Genomic DNA, 16,441 nt, shown 5'->3' with positions numbered 1-16,441 from the left:
GTAACCGTAGGGGAGCAGTGTTCACCATGACGCGACCGAAGATCCTCGTGGTCGGCGCGGGCTTCGCCGGGGTCGAGTGCCTACAGCGGCTGGAACGCAAGCTGTCTCCCGGCGAGGCCGAGCTGGTACTGGTCTCCCCGTCCGACTACCAGCTCTACCTCCCGCTGCTGCCGCATGTGGCGGCCGGAGTCCTCACCCCGCAGTCGGTCGCGGTGTCCCTGCGCCGCCGGCTGCGCCGCACCCGGATCTGCCCCGGCGGCGCCATCGGCATCGACGCCGAGGCGAAGGTGTGCGTCATCAGGAAGATCACGGGCGAGGTAATGACTGAGCCGTACGACCAGCTCGTCCTCGCGGCGGGAAGCACCACCCGCACCTTCGACATCCCCGGCCTGCGGGACCACGGACGCGGCATGAAGTCCCTCGCCGAGGCGGCCCATCTGCGCGACCACGTCATCGCCCAGCTCGACATCGCCGCCGCCACGACCGACGCCGCGGAGCGCGCGGCGCGGCTGCGGTTCGTGGTGGTCGGCGGCGGCTATGCCGGCACCGAGACCGCCGCCTGCCTGCAACGCCTCACCTCCGCCGCCGTCGGGCGCTACCCGAATCTGGACCGTGCGCAGATCAAGTGGCATCTGCTGGACGTGGCTCCGCGGCTGCTGCCCGAACTCGGCGAGAAGCTGGGCGAGAAGGCCATGGCAATGCTGCGCTACCGGGCCATCGAGTTCTCCCTGGGCACCTCGGTCGCCTCCGTCGACGCGACGTCCGTCAAGCTCACCGACGGCCGTACGCTGCCGTCGCACACCCTGATCTGGACCGCCGGAGTCGCCGCGAGCCCTCTGGTGGCCACGCTGGGAGCGGAGACGGTACGCGGCCGGCTCGCCGCCACGCCCCGGCTGACCGTCCCCGGCTTCGACGGCCTGTTCGCGGCGGGCGACGCGGCCGCGGTTCCCGACGTCGCGAAGGGCGGCGACGCGCTGTGCCCGCCGACCGCGCAGCACGCCCAGCGCCAGGGCAAGGTCCTCGCCGACAACATCGTCGCCGGGCTGCGCGGCATGCCGCTGAAGCCGTACGTCCACAAGGACCTCGGCCTGGTGGTGGACCTCGGCGGCCGGGACGCGGTCTCCAAACCCCTGGGCATGGAACTGCACGGCCTCCCCGCCCAGGCCGTGGCCCGCGGTTACCACCTGCTTGCCCTGCCCACCATGACCGCCAGGACCCGCGTCATGACCAACTGGACGCTCAACGCGGTCGCCGGCGACGACTTCGTCCGTACGGACTTCCAGGCCCGGCGGGCCGGCACGCTCCAGGACTTCGAGAACACCTCGGTGTACCTGACACCGGACCAGATCCGGGAACACAGCCGGCCGCTGGCGGCCAGGGCGTAGCGCTTGCCGTCCAGCCGTATCCCACCAGGCGGCGGCTAGCGGTCGTTCTGGGCCAGGCGCAGGAGGTGGTCGGCCAGGGCCTGGCCGCCTGCCGGGTCTCGGCTGATCAGGAGCAGCGTGTCGTCGCCCGCGATCGTGCCGAGGATCGCGTTCAGCTCGGCCTGGTCGATGGCCGAGGCCAGGAACTGGGCGGCGCCCGGCGGCGTACGCAGAACAACGAGGTTGGCCGAGGCCTCGGCGGAGATCAGCAGTTCGCCGGAGAGGCGCCGCATGCGCTCCTCCTTGGCGGACTCGCCCAGCGGCGCGTGCGGGGTGCGGAAGCCGCCCTCGCTCGGTACGGCGTAGATCAGCTCGCCGCCCGTGTTGCGGATCTTCACCGCGCCCAGTTCGTCGAGGTCGCGGGAGAGCGTCGCCTGGGTGACGCTCAGCCCGTCGTCGGCGAGGAGCTTCGCGAGCTGGCTCTGCGAGCGCACCGGCTGCCGGTTCAGGATGTCCACGATCCGGCGGTGCCTGGCAGTGCGGGTCTGCGGTACCGCCTGGCCGCCGTGCTCGTTGTCCTGCGCCTGCGCCTCGGTCATCGGTGTCATTCTCCGGATCGTTGGTCCCCGTGTGCGGTGTCAAGAACGCCGGGCAGGGCCCGGAGGAACGTTTCCACCTCTTCGTCTCCGATGAGGAACGCCGGCATGAGCCGTACGACATCGGGGGCGGGCGCGTTCACCAGGAGACCGGCGTCCTGAGCCGCCTGCTGCACCTGGGGAGCAAGGGACTCGGTGAGCACGATACCCAGGAGCAGACCCGCACCACGGACGTGGGAGACAAGCGGGTGCCCGAGTGACTCGATTCCGTCGCGCAGCTTCTCCCCGATCCGCTTCACGTGGTCGAGGAGTCCGTCGGCCGCGATGGTGTCCAGTACGGCGAGTCCGGCTGCGCACGCGACGGGGTTCCCGCCGAAGGTCGTGCCGTGCTGGCCGGGCTTGAGCAGGTCGGCGGCGTCGCCGAAGGCGATCGTCGCGCCGATCGGGAGTCCGCCGCCGAGCCCCTTGGCGAGGGTGACGATGTCGGGGTCGACGCCGTCGTGCCCCTGGTGCTCGAACCAGCGGCCCGTACGCCCGATGCCCGTCTGGATCTCGTCGAGGACGAGCAGGGTGCCGGTGGCGCGGGTGATCTCGCGGGCGGCCTTCAGGTAGTCCTCGGGCGGGACGACGACGCCCAGCTCGCCCTGGATCGGCTCGATGATCAGCAGCGCGGTGTCGGGGGTGACGGCTGCCCGCAGTGCCTCGACGTCTCCGAACGGCACGTGCGTGACGTCACCGGGGAGGGGCATGAAGGGCGCCTGCTTGGCGGGCTGTCCTGTGAGGGCGAGGGCGCCCATGGTGCGGCCGTGGAAGCCGCCCTCGGTGGCGACCATGTGCGTACGGCCGGTGAGGCGCCCGATCTTGAAGGCGGCTTCGTTGGCCTCGGCGCCGGAGTTGGAGAAGAACACGCGGCCGGGGCGGCCGGAGATCTGGATCAGCCGCTCGGCGAGTGCGACGGGCGGCTCGGCGACGAACAGGTTCGAGACGTGGCCGAGGGAGGCGACCTGGCGGGAGACGGCTTCGACGATCGCGGGGTGCGCGTGGCCGAGCGCGTTCACGGCGATGCCTCCGACGAAGTCGGTGTACTCCTTGCCGTCGGCGTCCCACACCTTCGCGCCCTGACCGCGTACGAGAGCCAGCTTCGGCGTGCCGTAGTTGTCCGTCATGACGCCCTGCCAGCGCTGCGTCAGCTCCTGGTTCGCGGTCACTTCGCCGTTCCCCCTTCGTGCTCGTCGGGCACGACCATCGTGCCGATGCCCTCGTCGGTGAAGATCTCCAGCAGGATCGAGTGCTGCACGCGGCCGTCGATGACGCGGGCCGTGTTGACCCCGTTGCGTACGGCGTGCAGGCAGCCCTCCATCTTGGGGACCATGCCGCTGGAGAGCTCGGGCAGCAGCTTCTCCAGCTCCCTGGCGGTGAGCCGGCTGATCACTTCGTCGCTGTTCGGCCAGTCTTCGTAAAGGCCCTCTACGTCGGTCAGCACCATCAGCGTCTCCGCCCCGAGCGCGGCGGCGAGCGCGGCTGCCGCCGTGTCGGCGTTGACGTTGAACACGTGGTGGTCGTCGGCGCTGCGGGCGATGGACGAGACGACCGGGATACGTCCGTCGTCGAGCAGGGCCTGGATGGCGCCGGTGTCGATGGCGGTGATCTCGCCGACCCGCCCGATGTCGACGGACTCGCCGTCGATCCGCGGGTAGTGCTGGGTGGCGGTGATGGTGTGCGCGTCCTCGCCGGTCATGCCGACGGCGAGCGGGCCGTGCTGGTTGAGCAGCCCGACGAGCTCGCGCTGGACCTGGCCGGCCAGGACCATGCGTACGACGTCCATGGCCTCGGGCGTGGTGACCCGCAGCCCGGCCTTGAACTCGCTCACCAGGCCGTGGCGGTCGAGCTGCGCGCTGATCTGCGGGCCGCCGCCGTGCACGACGACCGGCTTGAGGCCGGCGTGCCGCAGGAAGACGACATCTTGCGCGAAGGCGGCTTTCAGGTCCTCGTCGATCATGGCGTTGCCGCCGAACTTGATGACGACGGTCCGGCCGTGGTGGCGCGTGAGCCAGGGCAGCGCCTCGACGAGGATCTGCGCCTTGGGCAGTGCGGTGTGCTTGCGAGTGCTCATGAGCTGTACGCGCTGTTCTCGTGGACGTAATCCGCGGTGAGGTCGTTGGCCCAGATGACGGCCGACTCGCTGCCGGCGGCCAGGTCCGCGGTGATCTTGACCTCGCGGTAGCGCATGTCGACGAGGTCGCGGTCGTCACCGACACTGCCGTTGCGGCAGACCCAGACCCCGTTGATGGCGACGTTGAGCTCGTCGGGCTCGAAGGTGGCCCGCGTGGTGCCGATCGCCGACAGCACCCGTCCCCAGTTTGGGTCCTCGCCGTGGATGGCGCACTTGAGGAGGTTGTTGCGGGCGATGGAGCGGCCCACCTCGACGGCGTCGTCCTCGGTCGCGGCGTTGATGACCTCGATGCGGATGTCCTTGCTGGCCCCCTCGGCGTCGCCGATGAGCTGGCGGGCGAGGTCGTCGCAGACGGTGCGTACGGCGGCGGCGAACTCGTCGTATCCGGGCGTCACTCCGGACGCGCCGGAGGCCAGCAGCAGCACGGTGTCGTTGGTCGACATGCAGCCGTCGGAGTCGACGCGGTCGAAGGTGAGGCGGGTGGCGTCGCGCAGCGCCTTGTCGAGGACGTCGGCTTCGACATCGGCGTCGGTGGTCAGCACGACGAGCATGGTGGCGAGGCCGGGTGCGAGCATGCCCGCGCCCTTGGCCATGCCGCCGACGGTCCAGCCCTCGTCGCCCGCGACGGCCGTCTTGTGGACGGTGTCGGTGGTCTTGATGGCGATGGCGGCCTTCTCGCCGCCGTGCGCGGAGAGCTCGGCGGCGGCCTTCTCGATGCCCGGCAGGAGCTTGTCCATGGGGAGGTTGATGCCGATGAGGCCGGTGGAGGCGATGGCGATCTCACCGGCGCTGTGGCCCTCCAACACCTGCGCGGCCTTCTCGGCGGTGGCGTGGGCGTCCTGGAAGCCCTTGGGGCCCGTACAGGCGTTGGCGCCGCCGGAGTTGAGGACGACGGCCGAGATCCGGCCGCCCTTGACGACCTGCTCGGACCACAGGACCGGCGCGGCCTTCACGCGGTTGGAGGTGAAGACGCCCGCGGCGGCCAGGCGGGGCCCGTTGTTGACCACGAGGGCCAGGTCGGGGTTGCCGCTGTCCTTGATCCCCGCGGCGATGCCCGCCGCGGTGAATCCCTTCGGTGCCGTGACGCTCACGGTGCCACTCCTGTCGTGGAAAGACCTGTGTCCTCGGGGAGTCCGAGGGCGATGTTCATACTCTGCACCGCGCCGCCGGCGGTGCCCTTGGTGAGGTTGTCGATGGCGCTGATCACGATGACGCGGCCGGCGCTTTCGTCGTACGCGACCTGGATCTGGACGGCGTTGGAGCCGTACACGGAGGCGGTCGCGGGCCACTGCCCCTCCGGGAGGAGGTGTACGAACGGCTCGTCGGCGTACGCCTTCTCATAAGCTTCCCGCACACTCGCCGCCGTCGCGCCAGGCTTCGCCTTCGCGCTGCAGGTGGCGAGGATGCCGCGGGACATGGGCGCCAGCGTGGGCGTGAAGGAGACGGTGACGCGCTCCCCGGCGGCGGCGCTGAGGTTCTGGATCATCTCGGGGGTGTGGCGGTGGCCGCCGCCGACGCCGTACGGCGACATGGAGCCCATCACCTCGCTGCCGAGCAGATGCGGCTTGAGCGCCTTGCCCGCGCCGGAGGTACCGGTCGCGGCGACGATCACGGCGTCGGGCTCCGCGAGCCGGGCGGCGTACGCCGGGAAGAGCGCGAGCGAGACGGCGGTCGGGTAGCAGCCCGGCACCGCGATGCGCTTGGAGCCTTCGAGCGCGGCGCGGGCGCCGGGGAGCTCAGGGAGGCCGTACGGCCAGGTCCCGGCGTGGGGCGAACCGTAGAACCGGTCCCAGTCGGCCGCGTTCTGGAGCCGGAAGTCGGCGCCCATGTCGACGACGAGCACGTCGTCGCCGAGCTGCTCGGCCACGGCGGCGGACTGGCCGTGCGGGAGCGCCAGGAACACGACATCGTGCCCGGCCAGCACCTCGGCGGTGGTCGGCTCCAGCACGCGGCCGGCCAGCGGCAGCAGATGCGGCTGGAGAGAGCCCAGTCGCTGCCCGGCGTTGGAATGGCCGGTCAGGGCGCCGATCTCCACGCCGGGGTGGGCGAGGAGCAGACGGAGCAATTCCCCGCCCGCGTATCCACTCGCCCCTGCGACTGCTGCACGTACCACCATCGAGTCCTCCTCGTCGATGGCATGACTATACGCACCACCGCAGTTTTATGCAACGATGCCCGCGACTGCCCGGTGTTCGCCCGGGCTGATGCCGCGTGCCTTCTTGAAAGCGGTGCGCCGGGTGGCGAGGCGCTGCTCGCACAGGTAGGTCATCGGGGGCTGCCGACGAGGGCGGTGAAACGCCGGGCCAACGCCGCCCGGGACACGCCCGTCTTCGCTGCCAGTGCTTCAACGGTCCAGCGTACGCGGACGAACAGCGCGCGCAGGGCGTGCCCGAAGAATGGGTGCGGGTGCTGGTCGGCCCGTACGAGCAGGTACGTTCCGGCAGCCTGGCCCGGCTCACCGACGATGTACGGCAGGTACTCGGCCGGGCGGCCCCGGGACTTCTCCGACTGTGCCCACAGCGCCGCCGCACAGGGCGCATGGGCCACCTGACCGCTTCTCGGTCGCGGCCCGCGTGCGGGCGCCGTGCGGGTAACGGCGTCCGCACGTGCTCACACTCTCGCCCGTACCGGCCGCCGGAGCAGGTAGACGGCCGCGGTCGAGACCAGGGCGGCCATGCACGCGATGAACACCAGCCCCGCACCCTCCAGGCCGATCGGACCCGCCAGTACTCCCACCCCGATCACCGGCACCGAGATACCCGCGTACGCCACCACGAACAGCGTCGAGACCACTGACGCGCGACGGTCCGGGGGCGACGCCTCGGCCACCGCGGACAGCGCCCCGCGAAAGGCCAGCCCCTGCCCGCCCCCGCCGACGAGCGCGCTCAGCACCACCAGCGGCAGCAGATCCCACCGCAGCGCGCCCGCGAGCAGCGCCAGCCCGGCCAGGAGCCCGGTGCAGCCCAGCGGCAGCGATCGCCCCACCCCGACCCGGCCGACCGCCAGCTGCCCCGCGGTCGAGGCGAAGAAGGCCAGCGCGACGACCAGCCCGCTCACGGCGTGATTGTGCACGTCCAGGGACTGCGCGAGGAACGCCGGACTGACCGACGTGAACACCCCGAACAGTGCGAATCCCACGAACGAGGCGATCGCGGCCGGCGCGAACACCGCCCGCACCTGCGAGGGCAGGCCGGGCCGCTGCGGCCGTACAGTGCTCAGCGGCCGCCGCTCGCGTACGGTCTCCGACAGCCACAGCAGGACGGCGGCCGAGCCGGCCACCAGTGCGAGGTGTACGGCGAACGGCAGATACAGCGGCCAGGCGGCGTACTGCGCGAGCACTCCGGCGAGCAGCGGACCGCAGCCCAGCCCGCCCATGTTGGCGGCGGTCGCCACGAACGTGGCCCGGGAGATGCCGCCGTACGGCGCCGACTCGATCACGTACACCGTGGCTGCCCCGGTGAACAGGCCGGCGGACAGCCCCGACAGCAGCCGCCCGGCATACAGCCAGTCCAGCCCGTCGGCACTCAGGAAGCAGACGGCGCTGGCGGCCGCGCATCCCAGGCCCGCCAGCAGCACCGGCCGCCTGCCCACGGCGTCCGAGGCGTTGCCCGCCAGGAGCAGCACGCCGATGACCCCGAAGGCGTACACGGCGTACACGACGGTCACCATCAGCTCGGAAAACCCGAACTTCTCCTGGTAGAGGCCGTAGAGGGGGGTCGGCAGCGTGGTGCCGGCCATGCACACGGCGAACACCGCCCCGCCGAGCAAACACTGCCGCCACCCCCGGCGATCACCGTCCATGCCGCCGACGGTAACCCCGCGAGCCGCCCCGCACCGGGCGGGCGTGCCCGACGCGCCACGTACGACCCCGAGAAGCCGTCGCGCGCTCCGCCTCACAGGTCGCGGCGGTTGCCCTCGTCCTCACCGTTCACCAGCAGGTGCAGGGCTCTTTGGAGCCGAATCTGCCTGGTCTGCGGCGTGCGCGCCTGAAGCAACGGCAGGATCACCTGGTAGCGCCCGGTCTTGTCGAGCGCCTCGAACGCCTTCTTGGCCTCAGGGTTCGCATCGAGCGCCGCCGCGAGGTCGGGCGGCACCGTTGCCGTCTTCTGCGACTCGTATGCCGCCGCCCAACGCCCGTCCTCCTGCGCCCTGCGCACCTCGGCCAGCCCGGGTTCGCGCATCCGCCCCGTGGCCGTCAGCATCGCGACCTTGTCCACGTTCACCCGCGACCACAGGCTTCTGGGCCGACGTGGCACGTACTTCTGCAGGTAGTACTGCTCGTCGAGAGACCGGCGTTGCCCGGAGATCCAGCCGTAGCACAGACCGATGTCGACCAGCTCGTCGTCGGTGACCGTCGCGATGCCGGACTTCTTCTTGGCGACCTTGACCCACACACCCTCGTGGAGCGTGTGATGCCCGGCCAGCCAGCTCTCGAACGCCTGGGCGTCCGCGAAGGCGATGATCTCCACTCCGTCGAGCTCGTCCATGCGGGTCAGGCTAACGCCCGCTCAGGACATGAGTACTTCTACGGATTGCGGGACCGCCACCGCGATCAAGACAATGGGCTCCATGAGTGAGCACGAGCGGTCTCCCGAAGTTCCCGCGTTCCCCGCCCGCCCTGCCCGTCGGCCCATAGAGACAGTGATGAAGGTCGTCCTCGTGGTGGTCGGCGGGGCGGTCGCGGCCCTGGTGCTCTACGTGGCCTTCTTCGTCGCCGCCTTCTCGCTGTCCACTTGATCCGCGGCGCCACCGGGCCGGCGACCAGCCGCCGCGTCTAGGCCAGAAGCTGTCCTATACCCGGCCTAGCCTCGGCGTACCAGCCCCGGAAAGCAGGAGCAGCGATGAGCCTCGTCGACAGCAACCAGCCTGACTCCACCCCCACTTGGATCGACCTCGACGTCCCTGACCTGGACCGCGCGACGGAGTTCTACCGCGCGCTGTTCGGCTGGGACTTCGAGACAGCCGCCCCCACCACCGAGACCGGCGGCTACACGACATGTCTGCTGCGCGGCCGGGCCGTGGCCGGCTTCCAGCTCGTCTCCGCGCGAGATCCGGCCCCCGGCTTCTGGTGCGTGTACTTCGCCACCCAGGACTGCGACGCCACCGCCAAGCGCGTCGTGGACGCGGGCGGCACCCTGACGCAGGCTCCGGTCGACATCGCGGACCGGGGGCGCGTGGCTCTCGCCCTGGACCCCGTAGGTGCCCGGTTCGGACTCTGGCAGGGACGCACTCACCCCGGCTGCCGGATCGTGAACGAACCCGGCTCACTGGTCCGCAACGATCTGAGTACGCCCGACCCCGGCCGCGCGCGGGACTTCTACACCGCGCTCTTCGGCCTCACCCTCGACGGCAACGAACACCTCCCCGGCTTCGACTTCACCTTCCTGCGCCGGCCCGACGGTCACGAGATCGGCGGCATCTTCGGCGACCCCACCGCCGCCGCCTCCGCCTGGCAGACCACCTTCGAGGTCGCGGACACCGACGCGGTGGCGGAGCGTGCGGTCGCCTCGGGAGGCGCGGCCGGCGAACCGGCGGACTCCCCGTACGGCCGGTACGCGGAGATCACCGATCCGTTCGGCACCGCCTTCAGTGTGATCGCCAGGCCGCCGTCCCAGCGGGAGTGAGGCGCGGACGGGCGCTCGGCTAGCCTGAGGGCACAATGAACCATTTGACGACGTCACTGGGCGAGTACGACCTCGTTCGCTTCCCCGAGGACCCTCGCGACAGGCTGCGCGCCTGGGACGCGGCGGACGAGTATCTGCTGCGGCATCTTGAAGGAGCCGGCGACGGAACCGGCGACGCTCCTCGCGCGGACCTGTCCGGCACCGTCGTCGTGGTGGGCGACCGCTGGGGCGCCCTGGCCACCGCGCTCGCCGCGTGCCGTCCCACGCAGATCACCGACTCGTTCCTCACCCAGCAGGCGACCCGGGTGAACCTGGAGCGCAACGGGATCGACGCGTCGGCGGTACGTCTGCTCTCCACCCGGGAGGCCCCGCCGGAGCGGATCGACGTACTGCTGATCAGGGTGCCGAAGAGCCTCGCGCTCCTTGAGGACCAGCTGCACCGGCTCGCTCCGCACGTCCACGCGGGCACGGTTGTCGTCGGCACGGGGATGGTCAAGGAGATCCACACCTCGACCCTCAGGCTGTTCGAGCGGATCCTCGGTACGACGCGGACGTCACTGGCGGCGAAGAAGGCCCGGCTCATCTTCTGTACGCCGGACCCGGGGCTCGCCCGGGGCAGCGACCCGTGGCCGCACAGCTATGCGCTGCCGTCCGATGTCGGTGTGGTGTCCGGTCTTACGGTCACCAACCACGCGGGCATCTTCTGCGCCGAGCGACTCGACATCGGCACGCGATTCTTCCTGCGCCACCTCCCCCGGCGCCGTGGCGCGGAGCGTGTCGTGGACCTGGGCTGCGGAAACGGTGTGGTGGGGTTGGCGGCTGCGCTCGCCAATCCGGAGGCGGAGGTTGTGTTCACCGACGAGTCGTTCCAGGCGGTGGCATCCGCGGAGGCCACGTTCCGGGCGAATGCCGGGGCGGACCGCAAGGCGGAGTTTCTGGTGGGCGACGGTCTGTCGGTCGTGCCGGAGGGGACGGTGGATCTCGTGCTGAACAATCCGCCGTTCCACAGCCATCAGGCGACGACGGACGCGACGGCGCGGCGGATGTTCGGCGGGGCGCGGGATGCGCTGCGGCCCGGTGGAGAGCTGTGGGTTATCGGGAACCGGCACCTTGGCTATCACGTGATGCTGCGGCGGATCTTCGGCAACAGCGAACTGGTGGCGAGCGACCCGAAGTTCGTGGTCCTGCGAGCGGTCAGGCGGTAGCCGCTGCGCGGGGCTTGTCCCGGACGGGCTGGTTTTTTGCCGCGCGCGGCTGGATGCCGCCGCACCCGTCCAGCCGCTCCGGCGTTTGAGGAGCGGGGTCTGGGGCAGCGTCCCAGGTCGCACCCCCGCAGGGCCTACCCGCCCGCCAGCAGCCCCTCGCACGCGCCCCGCAGCCGCCGTACGCCCTCGTTGATCTCCGCGGGACCCGCCACCCCGGCAAAGCTCAGCCGGACGTGCCCCGCGCTCGGCTCCGCACTGAAGTACGGCCGCCCCGGCGCGATCGCGACCCCCGCCCGGAGCGCCGCCGAGACCACCGCGCTCTCGTCCGCGCCGTCCGGCAGGCGCAGCCACAGGTTGTAGCCGCCCGCCGGGATGTGCGGGAGGGCGAGTTGGGGGAGGTCGAGGCGCAGCGCGGCGGCCAGGGTGTCGCGGCGGCCCCTCAACTCCGCCGCGACCGTGCGCAGGTGGCGCGGCCACGCCGGGGAGCCGACCAGCTCGACAGCCGCCTCCTGGAGGGGCCGCGGCACGAAGAAGCTCTCGACGACCTGGATGGCCCGAAGCCGCTCCAGCACGGGCCCGCGCGCCGCCAGCGCGCACACCCGGAAGCTGGGCGAGGTCGCCTTGGTCAGTGAACAGACGTGCACGACCACGCCGTCGTGGTCGTCCGTGGCGAGCGGCCGGGGCAGCGGCCCCGCGTCGTCGTGGACGAGCCGCCGTACGAAGTCGTCCTCGATCACGAAAGCCCCGGCCTCCCGCGCGATGCGCAGCACCTCGAGGCGGCGCTCCGCCGAGAGCACCGCCCCGGTCGGGTTCTGGAAGAGCGGCTGGCAGACGAAGACGCGCGCGCCGGTGGCGTTGAAGGCCGCGGCGAGGAGTTCGGGGCGTACGCCGTCCGAGTCGACCGGTACGGGTACCGGACGCAGTCCCGCCGCGCGGGCGATCGCCAGCATGCCCGGATACGTCGGCGACTCGACCAGCACCGGTGCACCGGGCGGGGCCAGCGCGCGCAGGGCGGTCGTCAGCGCGCTCTGGCCGCCGGCGGCCACCAGGACTTCGGCGGCCGTGATGGCTCCACCGATTCCCCGGGCGAACCATTCGCGCAGCTCGAAGATGCCGTCGATGGGAGGCCTGCCCCAGGCGCCGGGTCGCCGGCCGGCCCGTGCCAGGGCGGCTGCCATCGCGCGCTCCGGCTGGAGGGAGGCGTGGAGGTAGCCGCTGTTGAACTCGATGACGCCGGGCGGCGGGGCGGCGAGGGTGACCAGGACGCCGGAAGCGTCGACCGAGCGCGGTACGAGCTCGCTCGTGGCGTCGGCGCTGAGCGCGACCTCCTGCCAGGAGGTGTCGCCGGGCGCCGCCGTGTCCGTACGCGGCTGCGTACGGAACGCGCCCGCGCCGGGCCGGGTGACCACCAGGCCCTCGGCGGCGAGCTGTGCGAGGGCCCGCGCGACCGTCACGGGGCTCACCCGGTAGCGGTCCACGAGCACCCGGCTCGACGGGAGCTTTCCACCCGGGGAGTAGTGGTTGAGTTCCCGCCTGAGGGATTCGGCCAGTTCCGCGACGCTGCTACGCTCATGCATGACAGTACAGAATAGCGCTATCGGCACCACGGCAGTAGCAGTAGGCACTACCGGAGCGACCCGCAGCGGAACGCTTCTCGCCGCGCTCGGTGTCGTCGCCTTCTCGCTCACCTTCCCGGCCACCGCCTGGGGTCTCGAAGGTTTCGGCCCCTGGTCGCTCGTAGCGGTACGCAGCGTCCTCGCCGCCCTGGTCGCCGGCTCCGCCCTGCTCGCCCTGCGGATACCCGTACCGGCCCGCCGCCACTGGGCCGGTCTCGCCGTGGTCGGCGGCGGCGTGGTCCTCGGCTTCCCGATGCTGACCACGCTCGCTCTCCAGACGTCCACCACTTCGCACGCCGCCGTGGTGGTCGGGCTGCTGCCGCTGACCACCGCCGCCATGTCGGCGCTGCGCACCGGAGCCCGCCCCTCGCGCGCGTTCTGGCTGGCGGCCCTCGCCGGCGCCGCCGTGGTGATCGCCTTCACGGTGCGCGAGAGCGGCGGTGCGCTGTCCACCGGCGATCTGTACCTCTTCGGCGCCCTGCTGGTGTGCGCCGCCGGCTACACCGAGGGCGGCAGGCTGGCGCGCGAGATGGCCGGCTGGCAGGTCATCGGCTGGGCGCTGGTCCTGTGCCTGCCGCTCGCCGTACCGGTGGCGGCCGTGGCGCTGGCCTTCGAGCCGGTGCACTTCACGGCGCACAGCGTCGCGGGGCTCCTGTGGGTGGCGATCGGCTCGCAGTTCCTGGGCCTGGTCGTCTGGTACCGGGGCATGGCGGAGATCGGCGTGTCCAAGGCCAGCCAGATCCAGCTGGCCCAGCCGCTGCTGACCCTGTTCTGGTCGGTCGCCCTCCTAGGCGAGCACCTGTCGCCCGCCGCCCCCCTCGCGGCCGTCGGCGTACTCGTCTGCATCGCGGTCACCCAGCGCGCGCGGACCTGAACGGCGCAGCAGCGAAGCGCCAACTCCCGCCCCCGGTCATAGACTGGCCTTACCTAGAGTCGGCCTCGAGAAGGGCAGTCCCGATGCAAGCGAGCGTGGGCGACCAGCTGCTGGTTCACGGCAGGACCGTGGGTCACGAGGACAAGGTCGCGAAGATCGTCGAGGTGCTGGGGTCCGAGGGCAACCCGCCGTACCGTGTCCGCTTCGACGACGGACACGAGGCGCTGGTGTCGCCGGGTCCGGACTCCGTCGTACGGCACAAGAGTCCGACGGAATAACCCCCGAATCCCGGAATCCCCGCGGCGGCAGGCAACCGGCCGCCGCGTCAGTTGGGCGGTTTTACTCTGTCCGGGTAGTGGTCCGCCACTACCCGGTCCATCGCCCCGATGCGGTCCGCCGCGACTTCCTTCGCCGAGAAGAAGACATGGCCCCGCACCTCTGCGTAACTCTTGCCGAGCGTGAGATGGCGCGAGAGTTCCGCCGGATCCTGCCAGGCCTCGGGCTGCGCCGGGTCACCGGCCTTGTAGAGGGCCTCGCCCGCGTACAGGTGGACGCTCGTGCCGCGTGCGACGTCGGCCCACCAGGGCAGCAGCGTGGCGTAGTCGGCCGCCGCGAAACCGATGTTCCAGTAGAGCTGCGGCACGATGTAGTCGATCCAGCCCTCCTTCACCCACTTCCGGGTGTCGGCGTGCAGATCGTCGTACGTCTGCACCCCGGCCCGGGTCTGTGAGCCGAGCGGGTCGGTCGCGGCATTGCGCCAGACCCCGAAGGGGCTGATCCCGAAGCGGACCTTCTTGTCCTTCTTGACCGCCTTGATCCGGGCGGCCATCTCGCTCACCAGCCGGTCGGTGTTGTCACGCCGCCAGGCGGCCCGGTCCGGGAAGCCTGCGCCGTGGCGCGCGTACGCCTCGTCGTCGTTGAAGACCTGCCCGGCGACCGGATACGGGTAGAAGTAGTCGTCCCAGTGCACGGCGTCGATGTCGTAGCGCTGTACGGCGTCCATCATCGCGTCCTGCACGAAGCTCCTGACCTCCGGCAGCCCCGGGTTGTAGTAGAGCTTCCCGCCGTACGGCAGGACCCACTCCGGGTGCACGCGCGCCGGATGCGAGGCGACCAGCAGCGACGGATCCGTGTGATTGGCGACCCGGTACGGGTTGAACCACGCGTGCAGCTCAAGATCCCGCCGGTGCGCCTCCTCCACCGCCGTCCCCAGCGGGTCCCAGCCCGGATCCTTGCCCTGTACGCCGGTGAGGTACTGCGACCAGGGCTCGTACGGCGAAGGCCACAGGGCGTCGGCGGTCGGCCGTACCTGAAACATCACCGCGTTCAGCCTGCGCCGTACCGCCGTGTCCAGATGGGCCAGCAGCTCGGCCTTCTGCTCGTCGGCGGTCAGGCCGGCCCTGGAGGGCCAGTCGCGGTTGGCGACGCTCGCCAGCCACATCCCCCGGAGCTCGGGCTTCGGCGCCCGGCGCCGGTCGGGGGCGGCGGCTGCCGCGTCCCCGGTGACGGCGAGCATGGGCAGCACCCCGACCGCTGCCGCCAACAACCCTCTTCGACCGATGTGACCCATATGTCGCCCCTTACTAGGTGCATACGTCCCGTCGTATCCGCAGAGCATGCCCGCCCCGGCCCGTCACGCACACGTGGGTCCGGAGTAACGTCGGGGGCCGAGGCGGGCACCGGCAGGGCCGGGGCCTGCCGAACTGTTGATCAGCGAAAGGCACGATGTGACGGACTCCATGGCGGATGTGCAGCGCGTCGGAGTAGTGGGCTGCGGCCAGATGGGCGCAGGCATTGCCGAGGTGTGTGCCCGCAGCGGCCTCGAGGTGAAGGTCGCCGAGACCACGGGCGAGGCCCTGGAGATCGGCCGCACCCGGCTCTACAACTCCCTCTCGAAGGCCGCCGAGCGCGGCAAGATCACCGAGGCGGAGCGCGACGAGACGCTCGGCCGCCTCAGCTTCACGACCGACCTCGGCGAGTTCGCGGACCGCGACCTCGTCATCGAAGCAGTCGTCGAGAACGAGTCGATCAAGACCGAGATCTTCCAGGTCCTCGACCAGGTGGTGACCCGGCCGGACGCGATTCTCGCCTCCAACACCTCCTCGATCCCGCTGGTGAAGCTGGCCGTCGCGACCTCCCGCCCGGACCAGGTCATCGGCATCCACTTCTTCAACCCGGCCCCGGTGCAGAAGCTCGTCGAGCTGATCCCGGCCCTGACCACCTCCGAGGAGACGGTCAAGCGCGCCGAGGCAGTGGTGCAGAACGTGCTCGGCAAGCACCCGATCCGCGCCCAGGACCGCTCGGGCTTCGTGGTCAACGCGCTCCTCATCCCGTACCTCCTCTCGGCGATCCGGATGTTCGAGTCGGGCATCGCGAGCCGCGAGGACATCGACAACGGCATGGAGCTGGGCTGCGCCCACCCGATGGGCCCGCTCAAGCTGGCGGACCTCATCGGCCTGGACACGGTCGCCTCGGTCGCCGACTCGATGTACGCCGAGTTCAAGGAGCCGCTGTACGCCGCTCCGCCGCTGCTCCAGCGCATGGTGGACGCGGGCAGGCTCGGGCGCAAGACGGGCTCCGGCTTCTACCCCTACTCCTGATTCGCACGGAGTGTGCGGGGCGTACACGCATATGCCCCGCACACACGCTCCCGCCATGGGCACAGGGCGAGTTGGCTCTGTGCCACATGCACAGGGCCGCCGGACGGCCCTGTCGGAAGAAGGAGCGAGCCGTGAGTATCGACACCGATCAAACCGTGGTCGTCGAGGAGTACGCCGAGTTACGTCGCCGCCTCGACGTGGGGCTCACCAGGATCGACGGAAATCTGGCGCTGCTGGCCCACCGGGGCGACCAGGCCGACAGCGACCTGGCCGACCTGGCCGCGCGTGTGACGGCCCTGGAGCACCACCGCTGGCCCCTGCCCACCATCTCGGCACTCACCGCGGCGGGAGCTCTCGCGGTGGCCCTCTGGCAGGCCCTGGGCCGCTAG

The 16,441-nt window shown here is 71.1% G+C and carries 18 protein-coding genes; 8 read left to right on the top strand and 10 right to left on the bottom strand.

Translation table 11 applies throughout. The features are described 5' to 3' along the window. The first annotated feature begins 26 nt into the window (after positions 1-26). Positions 27-1,385, top strand: coding sequence for an NAD(P)/FAD-dependent oxidoreductase (locus J7E89_RS24780; protein ID WP_214976592.1), 1,359 nt, complete (start codon positions 27-29; stop codon positions 1,383-1,385). 35 nt (positions 1,386-1,420) lie between these two features. Here the strand turns inward: J7E89_RS24780 and J7E89_RS24775 are convergent, their stop codons facing one another. The 8 genes from J7E89_RS24775 to J7E89_RS24740 all read right to left on the bottom strand — a co-directional run bounded on the left by J7E89_RS24775 (position 1,421) and on the right by J7E89_RS24740 (position 8,620). Further along, positions 1,421-1,963, bottom strand: a complete 543-nt coding sequence (locus tag J7E89_RS24775; protein WP_069929634.1) for an arginine repressor — start codon at positions 1,961-1,963, stop codon at positions 1,421-1,423. Positions 1,964-1,968: 5 nt separating this feature from the next. Further along, on the bottom strand, positions 1,969-3,126 hold the full coding sequence (locus J7E89_RS24770; protein WP_251061040.1) for an acetylornithine transaminase: 1,158 nt from the start codon (positions 3,124-3,126) through the stop codon (positions 1,969-1,971). 38 nt (positions 3,127-3,164) lie between these two features. Next, positions 3,165-4,073, bottom strand: coding sequence for an acetylglutamate kinase (gene argB / locus J7E89_RS24765; protein ID WP_214976590.1), 909 nt, complete (start codon positions 4,071-4,073; stop codon positions 3,165-3,167). Continuing rightward, a complete protein-coding gene (gene argJ, locus J7E89_RS24760; RefSeq protein WP_214976589.1) occupies positions 4,070-5,224 on the bottom strand; it encodes a bifunctional glutamate N-acetyltransferase/amino-acid acetyltransferase ArgJ in 1,155 nt (384 codons plus the stop codon). The genes argB and argJ overlap by 4 nt, the downstream gene beginning before the upstream one ends. Beyond that, the gene (gene argC, locus J7E89_RS24755; protein ID WP_214976588.1) at positions 5,221-6,249 is read right to left on the bottom strand and encodes an N-acetyl-gamma-glutamyl-phosphate reductase; all 1,029 of its coding nucleotides are present in this window, start codon (positions 6,247-6,249) and stop codon (positions 5,221-5,223) included. Before argC ends, argJ begins: the two co-directional genes overlap by 4 nt. 149 nt (positions 6,250-6,398) lie before the next feature. Beyond that, entirely contained in the window at positions 6,399-6,680 is a 282-nt protein-coding gene (locus J7E89_RS42440) for a hypothetical protein (protein WP_374196877.1), read from the bottom strand. A 63-nt stretch (positions 6,681-6,743) separates the two neighbouring features. Then, the gene (locus J7E89_RS24745; RefSeq protein WP_214976587.1) at positions 6,744-7,934 is read right to left on the bottom strand and encodes an MFS transporter; all 1,191 of its coding nucleotides are present in this window, start codon (positions 7,932-7,934) and stop codon (positions 6,744-6,746) included. Positions 7,935-8,026: 92 nt separating this feature from the next. Further along, a complete protein-coding gene (locus J7E89_RS24740) occupies positions 8,027-8,620 on the bottom strand; it encodes a YdeI family protein (protein ID WP_214976586.1) in 594 nt (197 codons plus the stop codon). Between the two features lie 82 nt (positions 8,621-8,702). Here J7E89_RS24740 and J7E89_RS24735 point away from each other — a divergent pair, with 82 nt between their 5' ends. The 3 genes from J7E89_RS24735 (at position 8,703) to J7E89_RS24725 (ending at position 10,962) form a co-directional block, all read left to right on the top strand. Then, positions 8,703-8,870: a hypothetical protein gene (locus tag J7E89_RS24735; protein ID WP_214976585.1), complete on the top strand. Its 168-nt coding sequence runs from the start codon at positions 8,703-8,705 to the stop codon at positions 8,868-8,870. 104 nt (positions 8,871-8,974) lie between these two features. Next, positions 8,975-9,757: a VOC family protein gene (locus tag J7E89_RS24730; RefSeq protein ID WP_214976584.1), complete on the top strand. Its 783-nt coding sequence runs from the start codon at positions 8,975-8,977 to the stop codon at positions 9,755-9,757. A 35-nt stretch (positions 9,758-9,792) separates the two neighbouring features. After that, positions 9,793-10,962 carry a methyltransferase gene (locus J7E89_RS24725; RefSeq protein WP_214976583.1) on the top strand — a complete coding sequence of 390 codons (1,170 nt, stop codon included), beginning with the start codon at positions 9,793-9,795 and terminating at the stop codon, positions 10,960-10,962. A gap of 134 nt (positions 10,963-11,096) precedes the next feature. Here J7E89_RS24725 and J7E89_RS24720 read toward each other — a convergent pair whose 3' ends face one another. Next, complete coding sequence (locus J7E89_RS24720; RefSeq protein ID WP_214976582.1) at positions 11,097-12,539, bottom strand: PLP-dependent aminotransferase family protein; 1,443 nt, start codon at positions 12,537-12,539, stop codon at positions 11,097-11,099. On the opposite strand from J7E89_RS24720, the gene J7E89_RS24715 reads away from it, so the two are divergent. After that, on the top strand, positions 12,538-13,452 hold the full coding sequence (locus tag J7E89_RS24715) for a DMT family transporter (RefSeq protein ID WP_214976581.1): 915 nt from the start codon (positions 12,538-12,540) through the stop codon (positions 13,450-13,452). The two genes, J7E89_RS24720 and J7E89_RS24715, sit on opposite strands and share 2 nt — an antisense overlap. An 83-nt stretch (positions 13,453-13,535) precedes the next feature. Next, complete coding sequence (locus J7E89_RS24710; RefSeq protein ID WP_214976580.1) at positions 13,536-13,730, top strand: DUF1918 domain-containing protein; 195 nt, start codon at positions 13,536-13,538, stop codon at positions 13,728-13,730. A 47-nt stretch (positions 13,731-13,777) separates the two neighbouring features. On the opposite strand, the gene J7E89_RS24705 is transcribed toward J7E89_RS24710, so the two are convergent. Then, a complete protein-coding gene (locus J7E89_RS24705) occupies positions 13,778-15,022 on the bottom strand; it encodes a glycoside hydrolase family 10 protein (RefSeq protein ID WP_214976579.1) in 1,245 nt (414 codons plus the stop codon). 169 nt (positions 15,023-15,191) lie between these two features. Between J7E89_RS24705 and J7E89_RS24700 the strand changes: the two genes are divergently transcribed. Continuing rightward, a complete protein-coding gene (locus J7E89_RS24700; protein WP_214976578.1) occupies positions 15,192-16,052 on the top strand; it encodes a 3-hydroxybutyryl-CoA dehydrogenase in 861 nt (286 codons plus the stop codon). A 131-nt stretch (positions 16,053-16,183) separates the two neighbouring features. After that, on the top strand, positions 16,184-16,441 hold the full coding sequence (locus J7E89_RS24695) for a hypothetical protein (protein ID WP_214976577.1): 258 nt from the start codon (positions 16,184-16,186) through the stop codon (positions 16,439-16,441).

Origin of the sequence: Streptomyces sp. ISL-100, assembly GCF_018614615.1 — a bacterium.
Lineage (GTDB): Bacteria > Actinomycetota > Actinomycetes > Streptomycetales > Streptomycetaceae > Streptomyces.
This window is presented reverse-complemented; position numbering and strand designations above follow the sequence as displayed.

Coding starts and splice junctions, on each gene's coding strand:
- J7E89_RS24780 (WP_214976592.1), top strand. CDS start 27: ATGACGCGACCGAAGATCCTCGTGGTCGGCGCGGGCTTCGCCGGGGTC.
- J7E89_RS24775 (WP_069929634.1), bottom strand. CDS start 1,963: ATGACCGAGGCGCAGGCGCAGGACAACGAGCACGGCGGCCAGGCGGTA.
- J7E89_RS24770 (WP_251061040.1), bottom strand. CDS start 3,126: ATGACGGACAACTACGGCACGCCGAAGCTGGCTCTCGTACGCGGTCAG.
- argB (WP_214976590.1), bottom strand. CDS start 4,073: ATGAGCACTCGCAAGCACACCGCACTGCCCAAGGCGCAGATCCTCGTC.
- argC (WP_214976588.1), bottom strand. CDS start 6,249: ATGGTGGTACGTGCAGCAGTCGCAGGGGCGAGTGGATACGCGGGCGGG.
- J7E89_RS24745 (WP_214976587.1), bottom strand. CDS start 7,934: ATGGACGGTGATCGCCGGGGGTGGCGGCAGTGTTTGCTCGGCGGGGCG.
- J7E89_RS24740 (WP_214976586.1), bottom strand. CDS start 8,620: ATGGACGAGCTCGACGGAGTGGAGATCATCGCCTTCGCGGACGCCCAG.
- J7E89_RS24735 (WP_214976585.1), top strand. CDS start 8,703: ATGAGTGAGCACGAGCGGTCTCCCGAAGTTCCCGCGTTCCCCGCCCGC.
- J7E89_RS24730 (WP_214976584.1), top strand. CDS start 8,975: ATGAGCCTCGTCGACAGCAACCAGCCTGACTCCACCCCCACTTGGATC.
- J7E89_RS24725 (WP_214976583.1), top strand. CDS start 9,793: ATGAACCATTTGACGACGTCACTGGGCGAGTACGACCTCGTTCGCTTC.
- J7E89_RS24715 (WP_214976581.1), top strand. CDS start 12,538: ATGACAGTACAGAATAGCGCTATCGGCACCACGGCAGTAGCAGTAGGC.
- J7E89_RS24720 (WP_214976582.1), bottom strand. CDS start 12,539: ATGCATGAGCGTAGCAGCGTCGCGGAACTGGCCGAATCCCTCAGGCGG.
- J7E89_RS24710 (WP_214976580.1), top strand. CDS start 13,536: ATGCAAGCGAGCGTGGGCGACCAGCTGCTGGTTCACGGCAGGACCGTG.
- J7E89_RS24705 (WP_214976579.1), bottom strand. CDS start 15,022: ATGGGTCACATCGGTCGAAGAGGGTTGTTGGCGGCAGCGGTCGGGGTG.
- J7E89_RS24700 (WP_214976578.1), top strand. CDS start 15,192: ATGGCGGATGTGCAGCGCGTCGGAGTAGTGGGCTGCGGCCAGATGGGC.